Source organism: Tateyamaria omphalii, assembly GCF_019802125.1.
In the GTDB taxonomy this organism is placed as follows: Bacteria; Pseudomonadota; Alphaproteobacteria; order Rhodobacterales; family Rhodobacteraceae; genus Tateyamaria; species Tateyamaria omphalii_B.
In genome coordinates this window covers 1,437,123-1,452,472 of record NZ_JAHVHT010000001.1, presented here as the reverse complement: position 1 = coordinate 1,452,472, position 15,350 = coordinate 1,437,123, and the positions used below count along the sequence as shown (strand labels likewise).

Here is a 15,350-nt window from a genome sequence, read left to right as displayed (position 1 = left end):
CCTTGGACATTTCGGCCTTGATTCCCGCCTTTGGCGGCTTTGCCTGGACCATTTTCTTTTTCATTGTGGCGCTCAGTGTGATCGTCGCCATCCATGAATACGGCCACTACATCGTGGGCCGCTGGTCCGGTATCCACGCAGACGTGTTTTCCATTGGGTTTGGTCCGGTGATCTGGAGCCGCATGGATCGTCGTGGGACCAAGTGGCAGATAGCCGCACTTCCCTTCGGCGGGTATGTGAAGTTTGCAGGTGATGCCAATGCCGCTTCGGGCAAGGATGAGGCCGCGATGGAAGCGGCAGCCGCTGATCCCAAGGCATTCCGTCGCACGATGCATGGTGCACCCCTTTGGGCGCGGACAGCGACAGTCGCGGCTGGTCCGGTGTTCAACTTTGCCCTATCGATCATGGTTTTTGCCATTGTCGGCTACACAAATGGCGTGCCGCGCGATCCGCTGACGGTCGGAGAGCTCTATACTCTTCCCACCGAGGTGCAGGAACTGCAACCCGGCGACGTGGTGCTGGAAATCGACGGAATGCCCGTGCCCAGTCTCTCGGACCCGGCCTATGGTGATTTGATCGACAACCTGCCCATCGCGCCACAGCTTGACTACACGGTCGAGCGCGAAGGCGAACGGATGCTGGTCCAGGGCCCATACCTGCGCCCACCTCTGGTGCGGTCTGTCACGCCACGCAGTGCGGCGCTGGCCGCGGGGCTCGAGCAGGGGGATGTGATCACCTCGATCAATGGGGAACCTGTTTATGCCTTCCGCCAACTGGTGAACGCCGTCGAGGGCTCGAACGGAGCGACCTTGGAACTCGGTGTGTGGCGGGACGGAGAGACGTTGGAGAAAAGCCTCGCGCCCAAGCGGGTGGACGAACCGCAAGACGGCGGCGGATTTGTGACGCAATGGCGGATCGGGGTTGCCAGCGGCAATGCGTTCGATCCCGCAAGCGAGGCGCCCGGCGTTGTGGATGCCGTCACTGGCGGTGTGGCTCAGACATGGCGGATCATTACAGGGTCCATTTCCGGGCTCGGTCACATGGTTACCGGTGCCATCAGCACCTGCAATCTGTCGGGGCCCATCGGAATCGCGCAGGTGTCCGGCACAATGGCCAGCCAGGGCGCACAGAGTTTTGTCTGGTTCATCGCTGTTCTGTCGACAGCCGTCGGCCTTCTGAACCTCTTTCCCATTCCGGCGCTCGATGGGGGGCACCTGGTTTTCTATGCCTATGAGGCTGTAACCGGAAAGCCGCCGAGCGATGGCGCTCTGCGCGTGTTGATGGCATTCGGCCTGACGCTGGTGCTGAGTCTCATGCTGTTTGCCGTGGGCAACGATCTTTTCTGTCCGTAGGGCGGGTCGGGGCAAGTGCCCCAATCCTGCCACAATTGGCCCCATCTGTTGCCGTAATCGGCCGGTATGCGTCATCCGTCAAAGGATGGAACGATGCAAACACTGCAAAGCGGATACCGGGGCCTGAGCCTGCTGATGATGCTGAACTGGGATCGCGCCCTGTATGGTGCGACTTTGGCCGGTGCATTGGCTGCAGGCGCGTGGTTGGGCAGCCTCTAGCCACAGGTATTTATCCACAAGATGTGCTATCTGCCTCGTGGTGATCCACGGGGTTTTGCGCTTTTGACAACACTTCGCAATGCCGTTACTCACGTCTGTATTGGATGTCTGAACACGTGGGGCAAAACCATGGGACTGGGGTTGAGGGGCGTAATGGCGCAGGCACAGACGTGCGGGCGCAAAGCGTTTTTTAGAGCAGCAATTTTCGTACTGGTGTCAGTGTCTTGGGTGGCCTCATTGGCCCCGGCACAGGCGCAGAGTTTTCAATTTTCGCGCATTGTCGTGGATGGCAACCAGCGGGTTGGCGACGCCGCGGTGATCGCGCGGGCAGGAATCGCACCCGGCCAAACGCTGACCGCGGGGCAGGTCAATGCCGCGCGCCAGAACCTGGAAAACAGCGGTTTGTTCGAAACCGTCTCGGTTGCGGCGCAAGGCAGCACGCTGCTGATCACGGTAACAGAATTCCCGACGATCAACCGCATCTCGTTCGAAGGCAACCGTCGCGTCGATGATGAGGCGCTGTCCGCCACGGTTCAAAGCCAGGAACGCCGTGTGTTCTCACCTGCCCAGGCAGAGCGGGACGCGGGCGCCATCGCGGAAGCCTACAGCAGCCAGGGTCGCGTCGCGGCCCGTGTCACACCACGTATCATCCGCCGCACAGACAACCGCGTCGATCTCGTCTTTGAAATCTTCGAAGGCGACGTGGTCGAGGTGGAGCGCATCAGCTTTGTCGGAAACCGTGTGTATTCGGATCGTCGTCTGCGTCGCGTCCTCGACACAAAGCAGGCCGGTTTTTTCCGCGCACTGATCCAGACCGACACGCTGGTCGAGGATCGGATCCAGTTCGACCAGCAGGTGCTGACCGACTTCTACAATTCGCGCGGCTACGTGGACTTCCGGGTCGTCAGTTCCAATGCGCAGCTCACCGAAGAGCGTGATGGCTTCTTTCTGACGTTCAACGTGCAGGAAGGTCAGCAGTTCTCATTCGGCGACATCTCCGTGACCAGCGAAATTCCATCCGTCGATGGCGACGCCTATCAGGAGCTCGTCAGGGTGCGCCCGGGCGTCATCTACTCGCCCACGCTTGTCGAAACGGAAATCACGCGGCTCGAACGTCAGGGCCAGCGCGACGGCGTAGACTTCTTGCGGGTCGAACCGCGCATCACCCGCAACGATCGCGAGCTTACGCTTGATGTGGAATTCGTGATCAGCCGCGGACCGCGCGTCTTTGTCGAGCGTATCGACATCGAAGGAAACACCACGACACTTGACCGTGTGATCCGCCGCCAGTTCCGTGTGGCCGAGGGTGACCCGTTCAACCCCCGCGAAATCCGTGACGCGGCAGAACGTATCCGCGCACTCAGCTACTTTTCGGTCGCCGACGTGAACGCACGCGAGGGTTCCACGCCCGAGCAGGTGGTGATCGACGTCGACGTCGAAGAGCAGCCCACCGGCTCGCTGAACTTCGGTGGTGCATTCTCGCAGGATGACGGGTTCGGGCTGCTGGTCAGCTTCACCGAACGCAACTTCCTTGGTCGCGGTCAAACGCTGGGCTTCAACTTCTCAACCGCCGAGGAATCGGAACAATACGGCATAACCTTTGTCGAACCGGCTTTCCTGGGGCGTGACGTAGCCTTCGGGTTGAACCTGCAATACAGCGAAACGGACTCGAGCTTTGCCAACTACGACACCGAGTCTCTGGTGTTCCGCCCAAGCCTGACATTCCCCGTCAGCGAACGCGCGCGGTTGCAGATCAACTACAATTACCTCGCCAACGAACAGATCGCGCGTGACCCCGTCGAGAACGGCACCATAGTCCAACGCGAGATCGACGCGGGTGAACAGGCAGCGTCCTCCATCGGCTACACCTATACCTACGACACTCGCGAGGGCGGTCTGAACCCCAATGCGGGTGTGCTCTTCGAGTTTTCGCAGGACTTCGCGGGCATCGGTGGTGACGCCGAGTTCATCCGGACACGGGGCCGCATTGTCGGCCAGCGGCTCGCCTTCAACGAAGAGGTGACGCTGCGCGCCTCCCTCGAAGCGGGCTATCTGGCGTGGAACGGCGGGACCAATCGCACCGTTGACCGGTTCATCCTTGGCCCCAACATCATCCGCGGGTTCGAACCGGGCGGTATCGGTCCGCGCGACCTGAACACCGCAGGCGATGACCCCGATCCTCTGGGCGGCAACATCTTTGTCGCGGCACGGTTCGAGGCGGAATTCCCGCTCGGCCTGCCCGAAGAACTGGGGATTCGCGGTGGCCTGTTCTACGACGTCGGCAACCTGTGGGATCTCGACTCGGTCGATCTGTCGGGCGGCAATGTCGTGGGCGAGGGCGGGTCGTTCCGCCACGTGATCGGCTTCTCGATCCTCTGGGACACGGCCATTGGTCCGCTTCGCTTGAACTTCTCGAATGCGCTGAAGAAAGAAGAGTTTGACCGCGAGCAAAGCTTCGACCTGACCATCTCGACCACATTCTGATCCGATGGGCAGGCTCGCGCGCGCCCTTACTCTCATCGCCATGGCCCTTTCTTGGGCCACGGCGTCCACCTCACAGGACGTGCGCAGCCCAATCCTGACCATCGACAGTGAACGCCTGTATCGCGACAGTGCATTCGGCCAACGCGTGCTGAACGAAATCGAGGCGCGCACCTCTGAACTGGCCGAAGACAACCGTCGCATCGAGGCTGAACTGGAGGCTGAAGAGCAGCTTCTGACCGATCAACGCGGCGAAATGGAGCCGGATGCATTTCGCGCTTTGGCAGATGCATTTGACGCCCGCGTCGAAGTGATCCGTCGAGATCGGGATGCGCGCAGTCGTGCTATCGCGGATCTGCTTGAGGAAAATCGCGACCGATTCTTGATGTCTGCTGCCCCAGTGCTGGAAGAAATCATGCGCGATACGGGCGCCGCCGTCATCCTGGAACAGCGCAGCGTCTTTGTCAGCGCCAACGCCATCGACATCACCGATCTGGCGATCGAGCGGATGGACGCGACGCTTGGCGATGGTGGGACGCAGCAATAGGCGCGCTTGCGGGCTTGCGCTGCTATTGCTAGGCAAAAACAGACCAACGACAAAAGGGCCGAGCACCACATGACCTCTGAACTGAAAACCGCTGATATCGGCCTTATCCAGCGGATCATCCCGCACCGTTACCCGTTTCTTCTGGTGGACAAGGTGGTCGACATCGACGGCCATGCAAGTGCCACCGGGATCAAGAACGTCACGATGAACGAGCCGCATTTTCAGGGGCATTTCCCGGGGCATCCGATCATGCCGGGCGTCACCATCGTCGAAGCGATGGCACAGACAGCGGCGGTCATGGTTGGGGTCGCACTTGACCTCGCCGACAAGGAACTGCTGGTCTATTTCATGTCCATCGATAAATGCAAATTCCGCCGTATGGTGATCCCTGGTGACGTTTTGAAACTCAATTTGACTACAACTCGCGGCAAGCCTGGTGGTAAGGTTTGGAAGTTCGCCGGGGTTGCCGAAGTGGAGGGTGATATGGCCTGCGAAGTCGAATTTACTGCTATGATGGATATTCCCAAAACATGAGCGACGCTGGCGTCCACCCCTCGGCTGTCGTCGAACAGGGGGCCCGGATAGACCCGACTGCCACGGTTGGCCCGTTTTGCGTGATTGGCCCTGATGTCGTGATCGGTCCGGAGGTCGTCCTCAAGAGCCATGTGGTTGTGACCGGCCAGACCGAGGTGGGCGAGGGCACGACGATCTTTCCTTTCGCCGTGATCGGCGAAGTACCGCAGGATTTGAAGTTCAAGGGCGAGGCGAGCCGTCTCGTGATCGGCAAACGCAACCGTATCCGCGAACATGTGACGATGAACAGCGGCACCGAAGGTGGCGGCGGTGTGACCCGCATCGGCGATGATGGTCTGTTCATGGCAGGCTGTCACATCGCGCATGATGCTCATGTTGGTGACCGTGTGATCGTCGTGAACTCGGCCGCTGTTGCGGGCCACTGCATTCTTGAGGATGACGTTATTGTCGGCGGACTGTCCGGCATTCACCAGTTCGTCCGTATCGGCAAGGGCGCCATCATCGGCGCTGTCACCATGGTCACAAATGACGTGATACCATACGGACTCGTGCAGGCGCCCCGTGGGGACCTGGATGGTCTCAATCTCGTCGGTCTCAAGCGCAAAGGTGTGGCGCGCAGCGACATCACCGCTTTGCGTGCGGCCTTCCAGATGCTTGCGCAGGGCGAGGGCACGTTCCACGACCGGGCAGAGCGGTTGGGCAAGGAAACAGACAGCGAGTATGTGCGCGAGATCGTGGCGTTCGTGATGGGCGACAGCGACCGGTCGTTCCTGACGCCGCGGTGATGCTGGCACTGATCACGGGAACAGGCGCGCTTCCTTCGGTTGTCGCGCGCGAGCAATCGTCATCACCCATGGTCTGCGCGCTCGAAGGCTATGCGCCCGATGAGCTCGAGGTCGATCACTGGTTCCGGATCGAAACCATCGGCACCTTGCTTCATTTGCTGAAGCAGCGCGGCGTGACGGACGTGTGCTTTTGCGGGGCGATCCAGCGTCCAAGCTTCAATCCATTGCGGCTTGATGCCAGGACCATGCCGTTGGTGCCCACCATCGCAAAGGCCGTGAAGGCCGGCGAAGACGCTGCGTTGCGGGCGGTCATCGGCCTGTTTGAAACGCGCGGCATGACCGTGCGGGGCGCGCATGAGCTGGTGCCGGACCTGCTGCCCACATCCGGTGTTCTGAGCAAGACGCCCGTGCCGAATGACATCGACATGCAGGTGAAGGCCGCCGAGGAGGTTTCGATCGAGCAGGGTCGCGCCGATGAAGGTCAGTCCTGCGTGATCCGCAAAGGCCAGGTGATCGCGCGCGAGGACGCGCGAGGCACTGATGCGATGTTGCGCGGGTTGCTCGACAGGCCCGTCAAACCGATGCCGCCTGCGGGCGACGATCCGTTTGCCGCCGCGATGGATTTTGTCGGTGACATGCTCGACGATGCCGCCGACTGGCTGTCCGGCCCGGTGGCCGAAGCGCGTGCGCAAACGAGCGGCGGGATTTTCTTCAAGGCGCCGAAACCCGGACAGGATCGCCGGATCGACCTGCCGACCATTGGCCCCAGCACAGCGCGTGCCGCAATCGCGGCCCGGCTGGATGGGCTGGTGTTGGAGGCCGGCGGGGTCATGGTGCTCGACCGGGGCGAGGTTGTGCGTCTTCTGGATGAGGAGGGGCTGTTTCTGTGGGTACGCTGAGGGTCTTTGTCGTGGCGGGCGAGCCCTCGGGCGATGCATTGGGCGGGGCCCTGATGGCCGGGCTCAAGAAAGAGGCGCAGGAGGTCAGCTTTGACGGCATCGGTGGCCCGCTGATGCAGGCGCAGGGGCTGGTGAGCCGGTTCGACATGTCCGAACTCAGCGTCATGGGCATTGCAGAGGTGTTGCCAAAGTACCGTCATCTGAAGCGTCGGATTGCCGAGACGGCGCAAGCGGTCATCGACCAGAAACCGGACGTTCTGATCACTATCGACAGTCCGGACTTTTCGCTGCGGGTTGCCAAGCTGGTCAAGGCAGGCTCCGATATTCGCACGGTGCACTACGTGGCGCCAACCGTGTGGGCATGGCGCCCGGGGCGGGCCAAGAAGATGGCAGCGATGATCGACCATGTTCTGGCGCTGTTTCCGTTCGAGCCGCCCTATATGGAGGACGAAGGCATGGCCTGCGATTTCGTCGGCCACCCGGCGGCGACCGTACCGCGGGCGAGCGTGGCCGAGACAGCGGCCTTCCGGGCGCGTCATGGGCTGCGCGGGGCCGAGCCGCTGATCCTTGTCCTGCCGGGGTCGCGGCGCGGAGAGATCAAACGGATGGCGCCGACCTTTGGTGCGGCACTTGGGCGGCTGGCACAGAGCAGGCCGGACATGAAGATGGTTCTGCCTGCGGCTGGAGCCGTCGCCGCGCAGGTGCGTGAAGCAGTGTCAAAGTGGCCTGTAAGCCCGCTTGTGCTGGACCCGACCGGGCAAGATCCGACTGCAGCGGCCACCGAAAAGCGGATTGCCTTTGCCGCGGCGGACGTGGCGTTGGCGACGTCCGGCACGGTCTCGCTTGAACTGGCGGCGGCAGGTACGCCGATGGTCAGCGCCTATGATCTGCATTGGCTCAGCCGCGCCATCATCAGCCGGATGGTGACCACCGATACCGGCAGCCTGATCAACCATGTCTCCGACACCCGCGTGGTGCCGGAGGTGGTGGGCAAGGATTTCACGGTCGACAACGTCGTGCGCGCGATGGAGGACCTGTTGGCTGATCCATCGGCGCAACGGGACGCGATGGAGCTGACCATGGACCTGCTCGGTCGCGGTGGCGCGGACCCGGGCGTGCGCGCCGCGCGGGCGATTTTGATGCGGTTGGGGTGATCTGTCCCCGCGGGGACAGATTTGACCGTACGGTGGAAAATTAACCGATTTGAACCAGTGCGTGGCGTTTTTTGCCTGCAGACAATTTGATGGGTTCGGCGAGCGTGGCGGCGTCGATCATGGTGCCCGCTTCCGTCAGAGGAGCGTCATTCATCTTTGCGCCGCCTTCGGCGATGAGGCGTTTGGCTTCTTTGCCTGACCCTGCCAAACCGGATTTCACGATCAGTTGCACGATAGAGATGCCGTCGCCTACATCGGATGCGCTCAGCGTCAGAGTGGGCAGGTCATCACCGACGCCGCCCTTTTCGAAGACCTCCTTCGCCGTCTCAGCCGCCGCTGCCGCTGCGTCCGCGCCGTGCAGGAGCGTCGTGACTTCTGTTGCAAGCCGCGCTTTGGCCTCATTGATCTCGGACCCTTCGAGCGCGCCGAGGCGGTCGCATTCATCCAGCGGCAACTCGGTGTAGAGCTTCAGGAAGCGGCTCACATCGGCATCCGTCGTGTTGCGCCAGAACTGCCAGAACTCGTAAGGCGACAGCATTTCAGCGTTCAGCCAGACCGCACCGGATTGGGACTTACCCATTTTCTTGCCGTCCGACGTCTCCAGCAAAGGTGAGGTCAGGCCAAACACCTCTTTCTGGATCACGCGGCGGGTCAGGTCGATGCCGTTGACGATGTTGCCCCATTGGTCGCTGCCGCCCATTTGCAGGATGCAGCCGTAGCGGCGGTTCAGCTCCATGAAGTCGTAGGCTTGCAGGATCATGTAATTGAATTCGAGGAAGCTGAGCGACTGTTCGCGGTCGAGGCGGGATTTCACGCTCTCGAAGCTGAGCATCCGGTTGATCGAGAAATGTCGCCCGATGTCGCGCAGGAAATCGAGGTAGTTCAGATCGTCGAGCCATTCGGCATTGTTCAGCATCTGCGCGCCGGCATCGTAGTCGATATAGGCCGAGAAGACCTGTTTGATGCCGGCGATGTTCGCGTCGATCTGTTCGGGGCCAAGCAGGGGGCGTTCGTCGGCGCGGAAGGAGGGATCGCCCACCTTGGTCGTTCCGCCGCCCATCAGGGTGATCGGTTTGTGACCCGTCTTCTGGAACCAGCGCAGCATCATGATCTGGATGAGCGAGCCCACATGCAACGACTTAGCCGTTGCATCAAAGCCGATATAGGCCGTCTGACCCGGAACCAGCAATGCTTCGTCCAGCGACTGCATGTCGGTGCAGTCGGCCAGAAACCCGCGGCTTTGCATCACGTGCACAAAATCGGATCGGGGGGTGTAAGTCATTTGGCTTGTCCTTGGAACGGCTCCGGCGCAGTCTATAAGCGGGGGACGGGCAAAGGAAAAGGCCATGGATAAGGTCAAAGAGAAAGGGGCGGTCATAACCGCCCTTGGGGCAATGTCGGGCACGTCTTTGGATGGTGTCGATGCGGCGGTGTTGCAGACCGACGGCGTGACCATTCATGGGTTTGGGCCGCAGGGGTATCGGGAGTATTCGGCAGAGGAACGTGCGGCGTTGCGTGCGGCCCTCGGGCATTGGTCTGGCCCCACGTTGGACCCGGCAACCGAGGTTGTGATGGCGGCCCATGAGGCGCTGTTGTCGACATTTGACGGCGTGGATCTGGTTGGGTTTCATGGGCAGACCGTGGCCCATGCGCCGCGTTTGCAAGGGACTTTGCAATTGGGGGATGGGGCGGCATTGGCGCGGTCCCTTGGGCGGCCTGTTGTCTGGGATTTTCGCAGCGCGGATGTGGAGTTGGGCGGAGAGGGCGCACCGCTCGCCCCTTTCTTTCATTTCGCTTGTGCCAAGTGGATGAAGGCGACCGGTCCGGTTGCGTTTCTGAACCTTGGGGGCGTGGGCAACATCACCTGGGTGGATCCGATGCGTCGTGCGCCGGAGGAAGAGGGCGCGCTGTTGGCCTTTGACACCGGGCCTGCCAATGCGCCGGTGAACGATCTAGTGCAGGCGCGGCGTGGGGTGCCCTTTGATGAGGGCGGGCGCATTGCCGCGTCGGGCACGGTTGAGACCGGGGCCTTGGAGCTGTTTCTGGCCGAACCCTACTTTGCCCGGATGCCGCCCAAGTCGCTGGATCGCAATGACTTTGCCGAGATGGTTGGTCTGGTCAGCGAACTGAGCGATGCGGATGCGGCGGCGACGCTGACCGCCATGTGCGCCGCCGGGGTGGCCGAGGCGATGCAGCATTGTCCGCGCTTGCCGTCGCAGGTGCTGGTCACCGGGGGCGGGCGCCACAATCCGGTGCTGATGAAGATGCTGGATGTGTCTTTGGACTGCCCCGTGCGGCCCGTTGAGGATGTGGGGTTGGACGGGGATATGCTTGAGGCGCAGGCCTTTGCCTATCTTGCCGTGCGGGTGGCACGTGGGTTGCCGACGTCTTGTCCGGGGACGACCGGGGTGCGGGCTTCTGTAGGTGGTGGCACACTTAGCTATCCCTAGGGATGTCGAAGCCTGCGGGGGCGAGCGTGAACCCGTCGAACTGAAAGCCGGGGGAGACCGTGCAGCTGACCAGCGTGTAGTCTCCCGTGGTCCGGGCCGCTTGCCAATGCTGTTCGGGGACGATGATTTGTGGTGCGCCTTGGGTGAGGACCGGGGTCAGGAGGTGATCCTGCGCGGGGGTTTCTTCGCTGGCGCTCATCGACAGGATCAGCGGCGCGCCTGCGTGGTAGAGCCAGATTTCGGTGGCGTCGACCTTGTGCCAGTGGCTGGATTCGCCAGCTTTCAGCAGGAAATAGATGCAGGTGCCGGTGGGCCGGCCATCGTTTTCTGCGACCCATGTTTGGCGGTAGTGACCGCCTTCGGGATGTGGGGCGAGGTTGAGGTGGGCGATGATGTCGTCGGCGGTCATGCGGGCTCTCACAGCGGGTGGTCGAAACAGCGGAGATGCGGCAGGAACTCCGGTGCGACCTCTTCGTCATAGTAGGGTGCGCACGGGGTGAAGCCCATGCGCTCGTAAAGCGCGATGGCCTCGGTCAGCGACGCCATGGTGTCGAGGACCATGCGCGTGTAGCCGTCTGCCCGGGCGCGGGTCATCGCGTCCTCGATCAGGCGGCGTCCCGCCCGCTGTCCGCGTGCGGCAGGGTCGACGTAGACGCGCTTGATTTCTGTCACACCCTGATCGTTGAGGGGGTAGTACATGGCGCAGCCCATCGTGATCCCGTCAATGTCGGCCAAGAGTATGTCGCCGTGGGGGCGGGCGTGGATGCGCGGCAGGTCGTCGATCAGGGCCTGATAAGTTTCTGCCGGGTAGAAGGCGGCCGTCATCGGGGGCAGACCGGCGCCACTTTCTCGGTCGAGCAGAAGGTCGCGATAGGCCCAGCACAGCCGCGCGACATCTGCCATGTCGTTCGGGGTTGCTGTGCGGATGGTGAGGTCAGTCATGCCCTATCGTTACGTCGGCCAGCAGGTCAGGTGCAATGGGGCAGCGGAGGGAGATTTCGGTGACGCTGTCGGGTGTGTGTTTGAGCCCGCGTTTTGAGCGGTTTTGGCGGAAGGTGTCGAGGCCAGCGGTGAGCGGGACATAGAGCCAGTCGCCTCGGCGGGCGTGGGCGCCGCCCTGGGTGAAGTTACCGGAGTTGATGGGGCTGAGGTCGATGTGATCGTGGAGTGCCTCGGCCAGTTTGGTGGCGTCGAGCCAGAGGATGGTGATGTCGAGATCGCGTTTGATTGAGGCGGCGAAGGCGTGGCCCTTGCGTTCGGGCCAGAGGAAAACCCGTTGATCCAGTTGGTGCGCCCAGCTTTCCGGTGTGTGGCCGTCGAGGACGCGGTGGGCGGCTCTGAGGCCGTGCAGGATCGGTTTTTGGTGGTTCAACGTTGCCGGGCCGACCTGCATCCGGTGATTGCGCAGGGCGATGTTTGCATGGGGGATGCCTGCCGCCGTTGCCAAGTTGCTGGCGGGCAAAAGGCCCGTCGCCTTGATGGACGGCAGGTTGGTCGATGCGGTGACGTGGGCGAGCTTGCCGCCCACGGCGTTCACGAAAGCGCCCGTCACTTCAGGATCGAGCGGCCTGCGTATTCTGCGGTTTCGCCTAGCATTTCCTCGATGCGGATCAGCTGGTTGTATTTCGCCAGCCGGTCGGAGCGGGCGAGCGAGCCGGTTTTGATCTGGCCGCAGTTCGTGGCGACGGCGAGGTCGGCGATGGTGGCGTCCTCCGTCTCACCCGAGCGGTGGGACATGACGTTGGTGTAGCGGGCGCGGTGGGCCATATCAACAGCTTGAAGAGTTTCCGTCAAGCTGCCGATTTGGTTGACTTTTACCAGCATGGAGTTGGCGCAGCCGCGGGCGATGCCGTCGGCAAGACGCGCGGGATTTGTAACGAACAAGTCGTCGCCCACAAGTTGCACCTTGTCGCCGATGGCGTCGGTCAGCGCCTTCCAGCCGTCCCAGTCGTCTTCGCCCATGCCATCTTCGATCGAGATGATGGGGTAGTCGTTCACGAGGGCTTCGAGATAGGCGACGTTTTCGTCGGAGGAGAGTGTCTTGTCTTCACCTGCAAGAACATACTTGCCATCCTTGAAATACTCGGTGGCGGCGCAGTCGAGCGCGAGATGGATGTCATCGCCCGGTTTGTAGCCCGACTTTTCGATAGATTTCAAAATGAAATCAAGTGCGTCGCGGGTGGAGTTTATGTTGGGGGCAAAGCCGCCCTCGTCTCCGATGCCGGTGGAAAGACCCGCAGCCGACAGCTCTTTCTTCAGCGTGTGGAACACTTCGGAGCCCATGCGCACCGCTTCGCGGATGTTGTCCGCGGCGACGGGCATGATCATGAATTCCTGGATGTCGATGGGATTGTCGGCATGTTCGCCGCCGTTGATGATGTTCATCATCGGGACGGGCAGGACACGGGCCGAGGTGCCGCCCACGTAGCGGTAGAGCGGTTGCGAGGTCCAGTCGGCGGCGGCCTTTGCGGCGGCCATTGACACGCCGAGGATCGCGTTGGCCCCCAAACGGCCCTTGTTGTCGGTGCCGTCCAGTTCGATCATGGCGCGGTCAAGTTCGACCTGTTCGGTGGCGTCGATGCCCACCAGTGCTTCTGCGATCTCGCCATTCACTGCGGTGACAGCTTCAAGCACGCCCTTGCCCATGTAGCGCGCCTTGTCGCCGTCGCGCTTTTCCACCGCCTCGTAGGCGCCTGTCGATGCGCCCGAAGGCACTGCGGCGCGGCCCATGGTGCCGTCTTCGAGGGTCACGTCGACCTCAACTGTCGGGTTTCCGCGGCTGTCGAGGATCTCGCGGGCGTGAATGTCGATGATCGTGCTCATGGGAGGAGGGCTCCTGTCTTGGAAAGTTACGCTGCGTCTAGCCCGCCGGCTGTGCTGGCAACAAGGGGCTTTACGCCAAACCGGGTGATTTCCTGATCTGTTCGCGCCAAAGAGTGTAAAGGCCGGACAGAATGATGATGGCAGCGCCGAGCAAGGTCAGCGCATCGGGGCGTTCGCCGAAGATGAGCATGCCGAGGATCAGCGCAAAGACCATGCGCGAATACCGGAATGGCGTGACAAAACTGATCTCGCCCACGCGCATCGCGACGGTGATGCCGAAATAGGCCAGGCAGCCGATGCCGACCGAGGCGATCAGGAGGCCAAGCTGCGCCTGCGTGGTTGCAACGATCCGGTCGCTACCGAGATAGAGCAGCAGCAGGGCCCCCGGGATGGCCACAAGGAAGGCCAGGAAGCTCAACTGGACGGAACTGACCGAGGGTGGGACCCGCCGGGTGGCCAGATCGCGTGCCGCCAGACCGAGCACGCCCACAACCGCAAACAGCAGTTTCCAGTCAAAGGCCGCCGTGCCGGGTTTGATGATCAGCATCACGCCGAAGAACCCCACAAATATCGCGGCCCAGCGGCGCCAACCCACGTCTTCGCCCAGAAAGACAGCTGCCCCGAGCGTCACGAGCAAGGGTGCCGCTTGCAGGATGGCGGAGGCGGTGGAGAGCGGGATCAGGGAGAGGGCAGTGACAAAGCCAATCAGCCCGACGACTTCTGCCAGATTGCGGATCATGATCGCCGGAGAGAGGAACGCGCGGTCCCACAGGCTTTGCCCTTTGGCCCGCGCGATGACGGCGAAGACCAATGTGCCGCCAATGCCGAGAAACCCGATCACCTGTCCGACGGGCAGTGCCCCGGCAAGGAATTTGATCACCGCATCCTCGAGAGCGAAGCCGAGCATCGCCAGCACCATGATGGCCGCGCCGCGCAGATTGTCCATGGGGTCAGCCCGTTCGCTTGAGGCGCATCATCAACTGATTGCCCTGTTTGCGCGTCTCGACCCCTTTCAACGCTTCGACCAGCGCTGAGAGTTTGCGATGACCGTAGGTGCGCGTGTCGAAATCGGGGTGTGCGTTCTGGATTGCCTGACCGATCTGGCCGAGCGCATACCAGTCGTCGTCCTGGTCGATCTTTTCCATGGCGGACTCGATCAGGGGCAGGGCGTCTTTGGGTGCGGCGCGCCCCTTGGGCTGTTCCCCGCCACCCACGAGGTTTTCTATCAGGATGAAGCGGTTGCAGACATTCCGCAGCGCTTCGGGGGCCTTTGCCTCTCCGATGCCGATGACCATGAGGCCGTCTTCGCGCAGGCGGTTGGCGAGGGCGGTGAAATCGCTGTCGGAGGAGACGATGACAAAACCGTCAAAACGCCGCCCGTGCAGGATGTCCATTGCGTCGATTACGAGGCCGATGTCGCTGGCGTTCTTGCCGGTGGTGTTCGACGTGTCTTGGTGGGCGACGAGGCCCAGTTCAAGGATGCGTTCGGACCACGCCTTGAGCCGCCCGGAAGACCAGTCGCCATAGACGCGGCGCAGGGCGGGTTCGCCAATGGAAGTCACCTCGCGCAGCACGGCGTCGGCAAATTTGGCGGGCACGTTGTCGGCATCGATCAGGACGGCGAGCAGCGGGCGGTCACGGTCGGCCATGTGGGTCCTTTCGGGTGCTACCGCTTGCGCGGCACACCATAGAGTTCCAGCCGATGCCCGCGCAGCTCATAGCCCAGCTTTTCGGCGATCTTTTCCTGCAGGGCTTCGATTTCCTCGTCCACGAACTCGATCACTTCGCCCGAGTTCATGTCGATCAGGTGGTCGTGGTGCTCGCGCTCGGCGTCTTCGTATCTGGCGCGGCCGTCGCCGAATTCCAGCTTGTCGAGGATGCCTGCCTCTTCGAACAGTTTGACCGTGCGGTAGACCGTGGCGATGGAGATACCCGAATCGACGGCGCTGGCGCGGTTGTAGAGCTCTTCCACATCCGGATGGTCGTCGGATGCCTCCAGAACCTGCGCAATCACCCGACGCGGGTGCGTCATACGCAGCCCTTTGGCTTCGCTGCGGTCGGTGATGGTGGCGCGTTTGGTGGTCATGATCCTGCGTTTACCGAAAG

Annotated in this window: 17 protein-coding genes; 9 read left to right on the top strand and 8 right to left on the bottom strand. The window is 62.1% G+C overall.

Annotated elements, in window-relative coordinates:
* Window positions 1-2: 2 nt before the first annotated feature.
* From rseP to lpxB, 8 genes are all read left to right on the top strand, one after another.
* Complete coding sequence (rseP, locus tag KUV51_RS07260) at window positions 3-1,352, top strand: RIP metalloprotease RseP (protein WP_222520879.1); 1,350 nt, start codon at window positions 3-5, stop codon at window positions 1,350-1,352.
* Window positions 1,353-1,445: 93 nt separating this feature from the next.
* Window positions 1,446-1,571: a hypothetical protein gene (locus KUV51_RS22110; RefSeq protein WP_261385679.1), complete on the top strand. Its 126-nt coding sequence runs from the start codon at window positions 1,446-1,448 to the stop codon at window positions 1,569-1,571.
* 153 nt (window positions 1,572-1,724) lie between these two features.
* Window positions 1,725-4,055, top strand: coding sequence for an outer membrane protein assembly factor BamA (bamA, locus tag KUV51_RS07255; protein WP_222520878.1), 2,331 nt, complete (start codon window positions 1,725-1,727; stop codon window positions 4,053-4,055).
* 40 nt (window positions 4,056-4,095) lie between these two features.
* The gene (locus tag KUV51_RS07250; protein ID WP_222520877.1) at window positions 4,096-4,599 is read left to right on the top strand and encodes an OmpH family outer membrane protein; all 504 of its coding nucleotides are present in this window, start codon (window positions 4,096-4,098) and stop codon (window positions 4,597-4,599) included.
* A 69-nt stretch (window positions 4,600-4,668) separates the two neighbouring features.
* Complete coding sequence (fabZ, locus tag KUV51_RS07245) at window positions 4,669-5,133, top strand: 3-hydroxyacyl-ACP dehydratase FabZ (protein ID WP_222520876.1); 465 nt, start codon at window positions 4,669-4,671, stop codon at window positions 5,131-5,133.
* The gene (gene lpxA / locus KUV51_RS07240) at window positions 5,130-5,918 is read left to right on the top strand and encodes an acyl-ACP--UDP-N-acetylglucosamine O-acyltransferase (RefSeq protein WP_222520875.1); all 789 of its coding nucleotides are present in this window, start codon (window positions 5,130-5,132) and stop codon (window positions 5,916-5,918) included. Before fabZ ends, lpxA begins: the two co-directional genes overlap by 4 nt.
* A complete protein-coding gene (locus KUV51_RS07235; protein WP_222520874.1) occupies window positions 5,918-6,817 on the top strand; it encodes an LpxI family protein in 900 nt (299 codons plus the stop codon). The genes lpxA and KUV51_RS07235 overlap by 1 nt, the downstream gene beginning before the upstream one ends.
* Window positions 6,814-7,971, top strand: coding sequence for a lipid-A-disaccharide synthase (gene lpxB / locus KUV51_RS07230; RefSeq protein WP_222521284.1), 1,158 nt, complete (start codon window positions 6,814-6,816; stop codon window positions 7,969-7,971). The genes KUV51_RS07235 and lpxB overlap by 4 nt, the downstream gene beginning before the upstream one ends.
* 40 nt (window positions 7,972-8,011) lie before the next feature.
* Here the strand turns inward: lpxB and tyrS are convergent, their stop codons facing one another.
* Complete coding sequence (gene tyrS, locus KUV51_RS07225) at window positions 8,012-9,253, bottom strand: tyrosine--tRNA ligase (RefSeq protein ID WP_222520873.1); 1,242 nt, start codon at window positions 9,251-9,253, stop codon at window positions 8,012-8,014.
* Window positions 9,254-9,317: 64 nt separating this feature from the next.
* Between tyrS and KUV51_RS07220 the strand changes: the two genes are divergently transcribed.
* Complete coding sequence (locus KUV51_RS07220) at window positions 9,318-10,421, top strand: anhydro-N-acetylmuramic acid kinase (RefSeq protein WP_222520872.1); 1,104 nt, start codon at window positions 9,318-9,320, stop codon at window positions 10,419-10,421.
* Here the strand turns inward: KUV51_RS07220 and KUV51_RS07215 are convergent.
* The 7 genes from KUV51_RS07215 to KUV51_RS07185 form a co-directional block, all read right to left on the bottom strand.
* Window positions 10,408-10,830 carry a cupin domain-containing protein gene (locus KUV51_RS07215; RefSeq protein WP_222520871.1) on the bottom strand — a complete coding sequence of 141 codons (423 nt, stop codon included), beginning with the start codon at window positions 10,828-10,830 and terminating at the stop codon, window positions 10,408-10,410. The two genes, KUV51_RS07220 and KUV51_RS07215, sit on opposite strands and share 14 nt — an antisense overlap.
* 8 nt (window positions 10,831-10,838) lie before the next feature.
* The gene (locus tag KUV51_RS07210) at window positions 10,839-11,363 is read right to left on the bottom strand and encodes a GNAT family N-acetyltransferase (RefSeq protein ID WP_222520870.1); all 525 of its coding nucleotides are present in this window, start codon (window positions 11,361-11,363) and stop codon (window positions 10,839-10,841) included.
* Window positions 11,356-11,973: a DUF7002 family protein gene (locus KUV51_RS07205; RefSeq protein WP_222520869.1), complete on the bottom strand. Its 618-nt coding sequence runs from the start codon at window positions 11,971-11,973 to the stop codon at window positions 11,356-11,358. Before KUV51_RS07205 ends, KUV51_RS07210 begins: the two co-directional genes overlap by 8 nt.
* Window positions 11,970-13,244, bottom strand: coding sequence for a phosphopyruvate hydratase (eno, locus tag KUV51_RS07200; protein ID WP_222520868.1), 1,275 nt, complete (start codon window positions 13,242-13,244; stop codon window positions 11,970-11,972). The genes KUV51_RS07205 and eno overlap by 4 nt, the downstream gene beginning before the upstream one ends.
* A gap of 70 nt (window positions 13,245-13,314) precedes the next feature.
* Window positions 13,315-14,190, bottom strand: a complete 876-nt coding sequence (locus KUV51_RS07195; RefSeq protein ID WP_222520867.1) for a DMT family transporter — start codon at window positions 14,188-14,190, stop codon at window positions 13,315-13,317.
* Between the two features lie 4 nt (window positions 14,191-14,194).
* Window positions 14,195-14,893, bottom strand: a complete 699-nt coding sequence (locus KUV51_RS07190) for an NYN domain-containing protein (RefSeq protein WP_222520866.1) — start codon at window positions 14,891-14,893, stop codon at window positions 14,195-14,197.
* Between the two features lie 17 nt (window positions 14,894-14,910).
* On the bottom strand, window positions 14,911-15,330 hold the full coding sequence (locus tag KUV51_RS07185) for a Fur family transcriptional regulator (RefSeq protein ID WP_222520865.1): 420 nt from the start codon (window positions 15,328-15,330) through the stop codon (window positions 14,911-14,913).
* Between the last annotated feature and the right edge of the window lie 20 nt (window positions 15,331-15,350).

What these genes read in the sequence shown, in the direction of transcription:
- KUV51_RS22110 (WP_261385679.1), top strand. Translation starts at nt 1,446, where the DNA reads ATGCAAACACTGCAAAGCGGATACCGGGGCCTGAGCCTGCTGATGATG.
- bamA (WP_222520878.1), top strand. Translation starts at nt 1,725, where the DNA reads ATGGCGCAGGCACAGACGTGCGGGCGCAAAGCGTTTTTTAGAGCAGCA.
- KUV51_RS07250 (WP_222520877.1), top strand. Translation starts at nt 4,096, where the DNA reads ATGGCCCTTTCTTGGGCCACGGCGTCCACCTCACAGGACGTGCGCAGC.
- fabZ (WP_222520876.1), top strand. Translation starts at nt 4,669, where the DNA reads ATGACCTCTGAACTGAAAACCGCTGATATCGGCCTTATCCAGCGGATC.
- lpxA (WP_222520875.1), top strand. Translation starts at nt 5,130, where the DNA reads ATGAGCGACGCTGGCGTCCACCCCTCGGCTGTCGTCGAACAGGGGGCC.
- KUV51_RS07235 (WP_222520874.1), top strand. Translation starts at nt 5,918, where the DNA reads ATGCTGGCACTGATCACGGGAACAGGCGCGCTTCCTTCGGTTGTCGCG.
- tyrS (WP_222520873.1), bottom strand. Translation starts at nt 9,253, where the DNA reads ATGACTTACACCCCCCGATCCGATTTTGTGCACGTGATGCAAAGCCGC.
- KUV51_RS07220 (WP_222520872.1), top strand. Translation starts at nt 9,318, where the DNA reads ATGGATAAGGTCAAAGAGAAAGGGGCGGTCATAACCGCCCTTGGGGCA.
- KUV51_RS07215 (WP_222520871.1), bottom strand. Translation starts at nt 10,830, where the DNA reads ATGACCGCCGACGACATCATCGCCCACCTCAACCTCGCCCCACATCCC.
- KUV51_RS07210 (WP_222520870.1), bottom strand. Translation starts at nt 11,363, where the DNA reads ATGACTGACCTCACCATCCGCACAGCAACCCCGAACGACATGGCAGAT.
- eno (WP_222520868.1), bottom strand. Translation starts at nt 13,244, where the DNA reads ATGAGCACGATCATCGACATTCACGCCCGCGAGATCCTCGACAGCCGC.
- KUV51_RS07195 (WP_222520867.1), bottom strand. Translation starts at nt 14,190, where the DNA reads ATGGACAATCTGCGCGGCGCGGCCATCATGGTGCTGGCGATGCTCGGC.
- KUV51_RS07190 (WP_222520866.1), bottom strand. Translation starts at nt 14,893, where the DNA reads ATGGCCGACCGTGACCGCCCGCTGCTCGCCGTCCTGATCGATGCCGAC.
- KUV51_RS07185 (WP_222520865.1), bottom strand. Translation starts at nt 15,330, where the DNA reads ATGACCACCAAACGCGCCACCATCACCGACCGCAGCGAAGCCAAAGGG.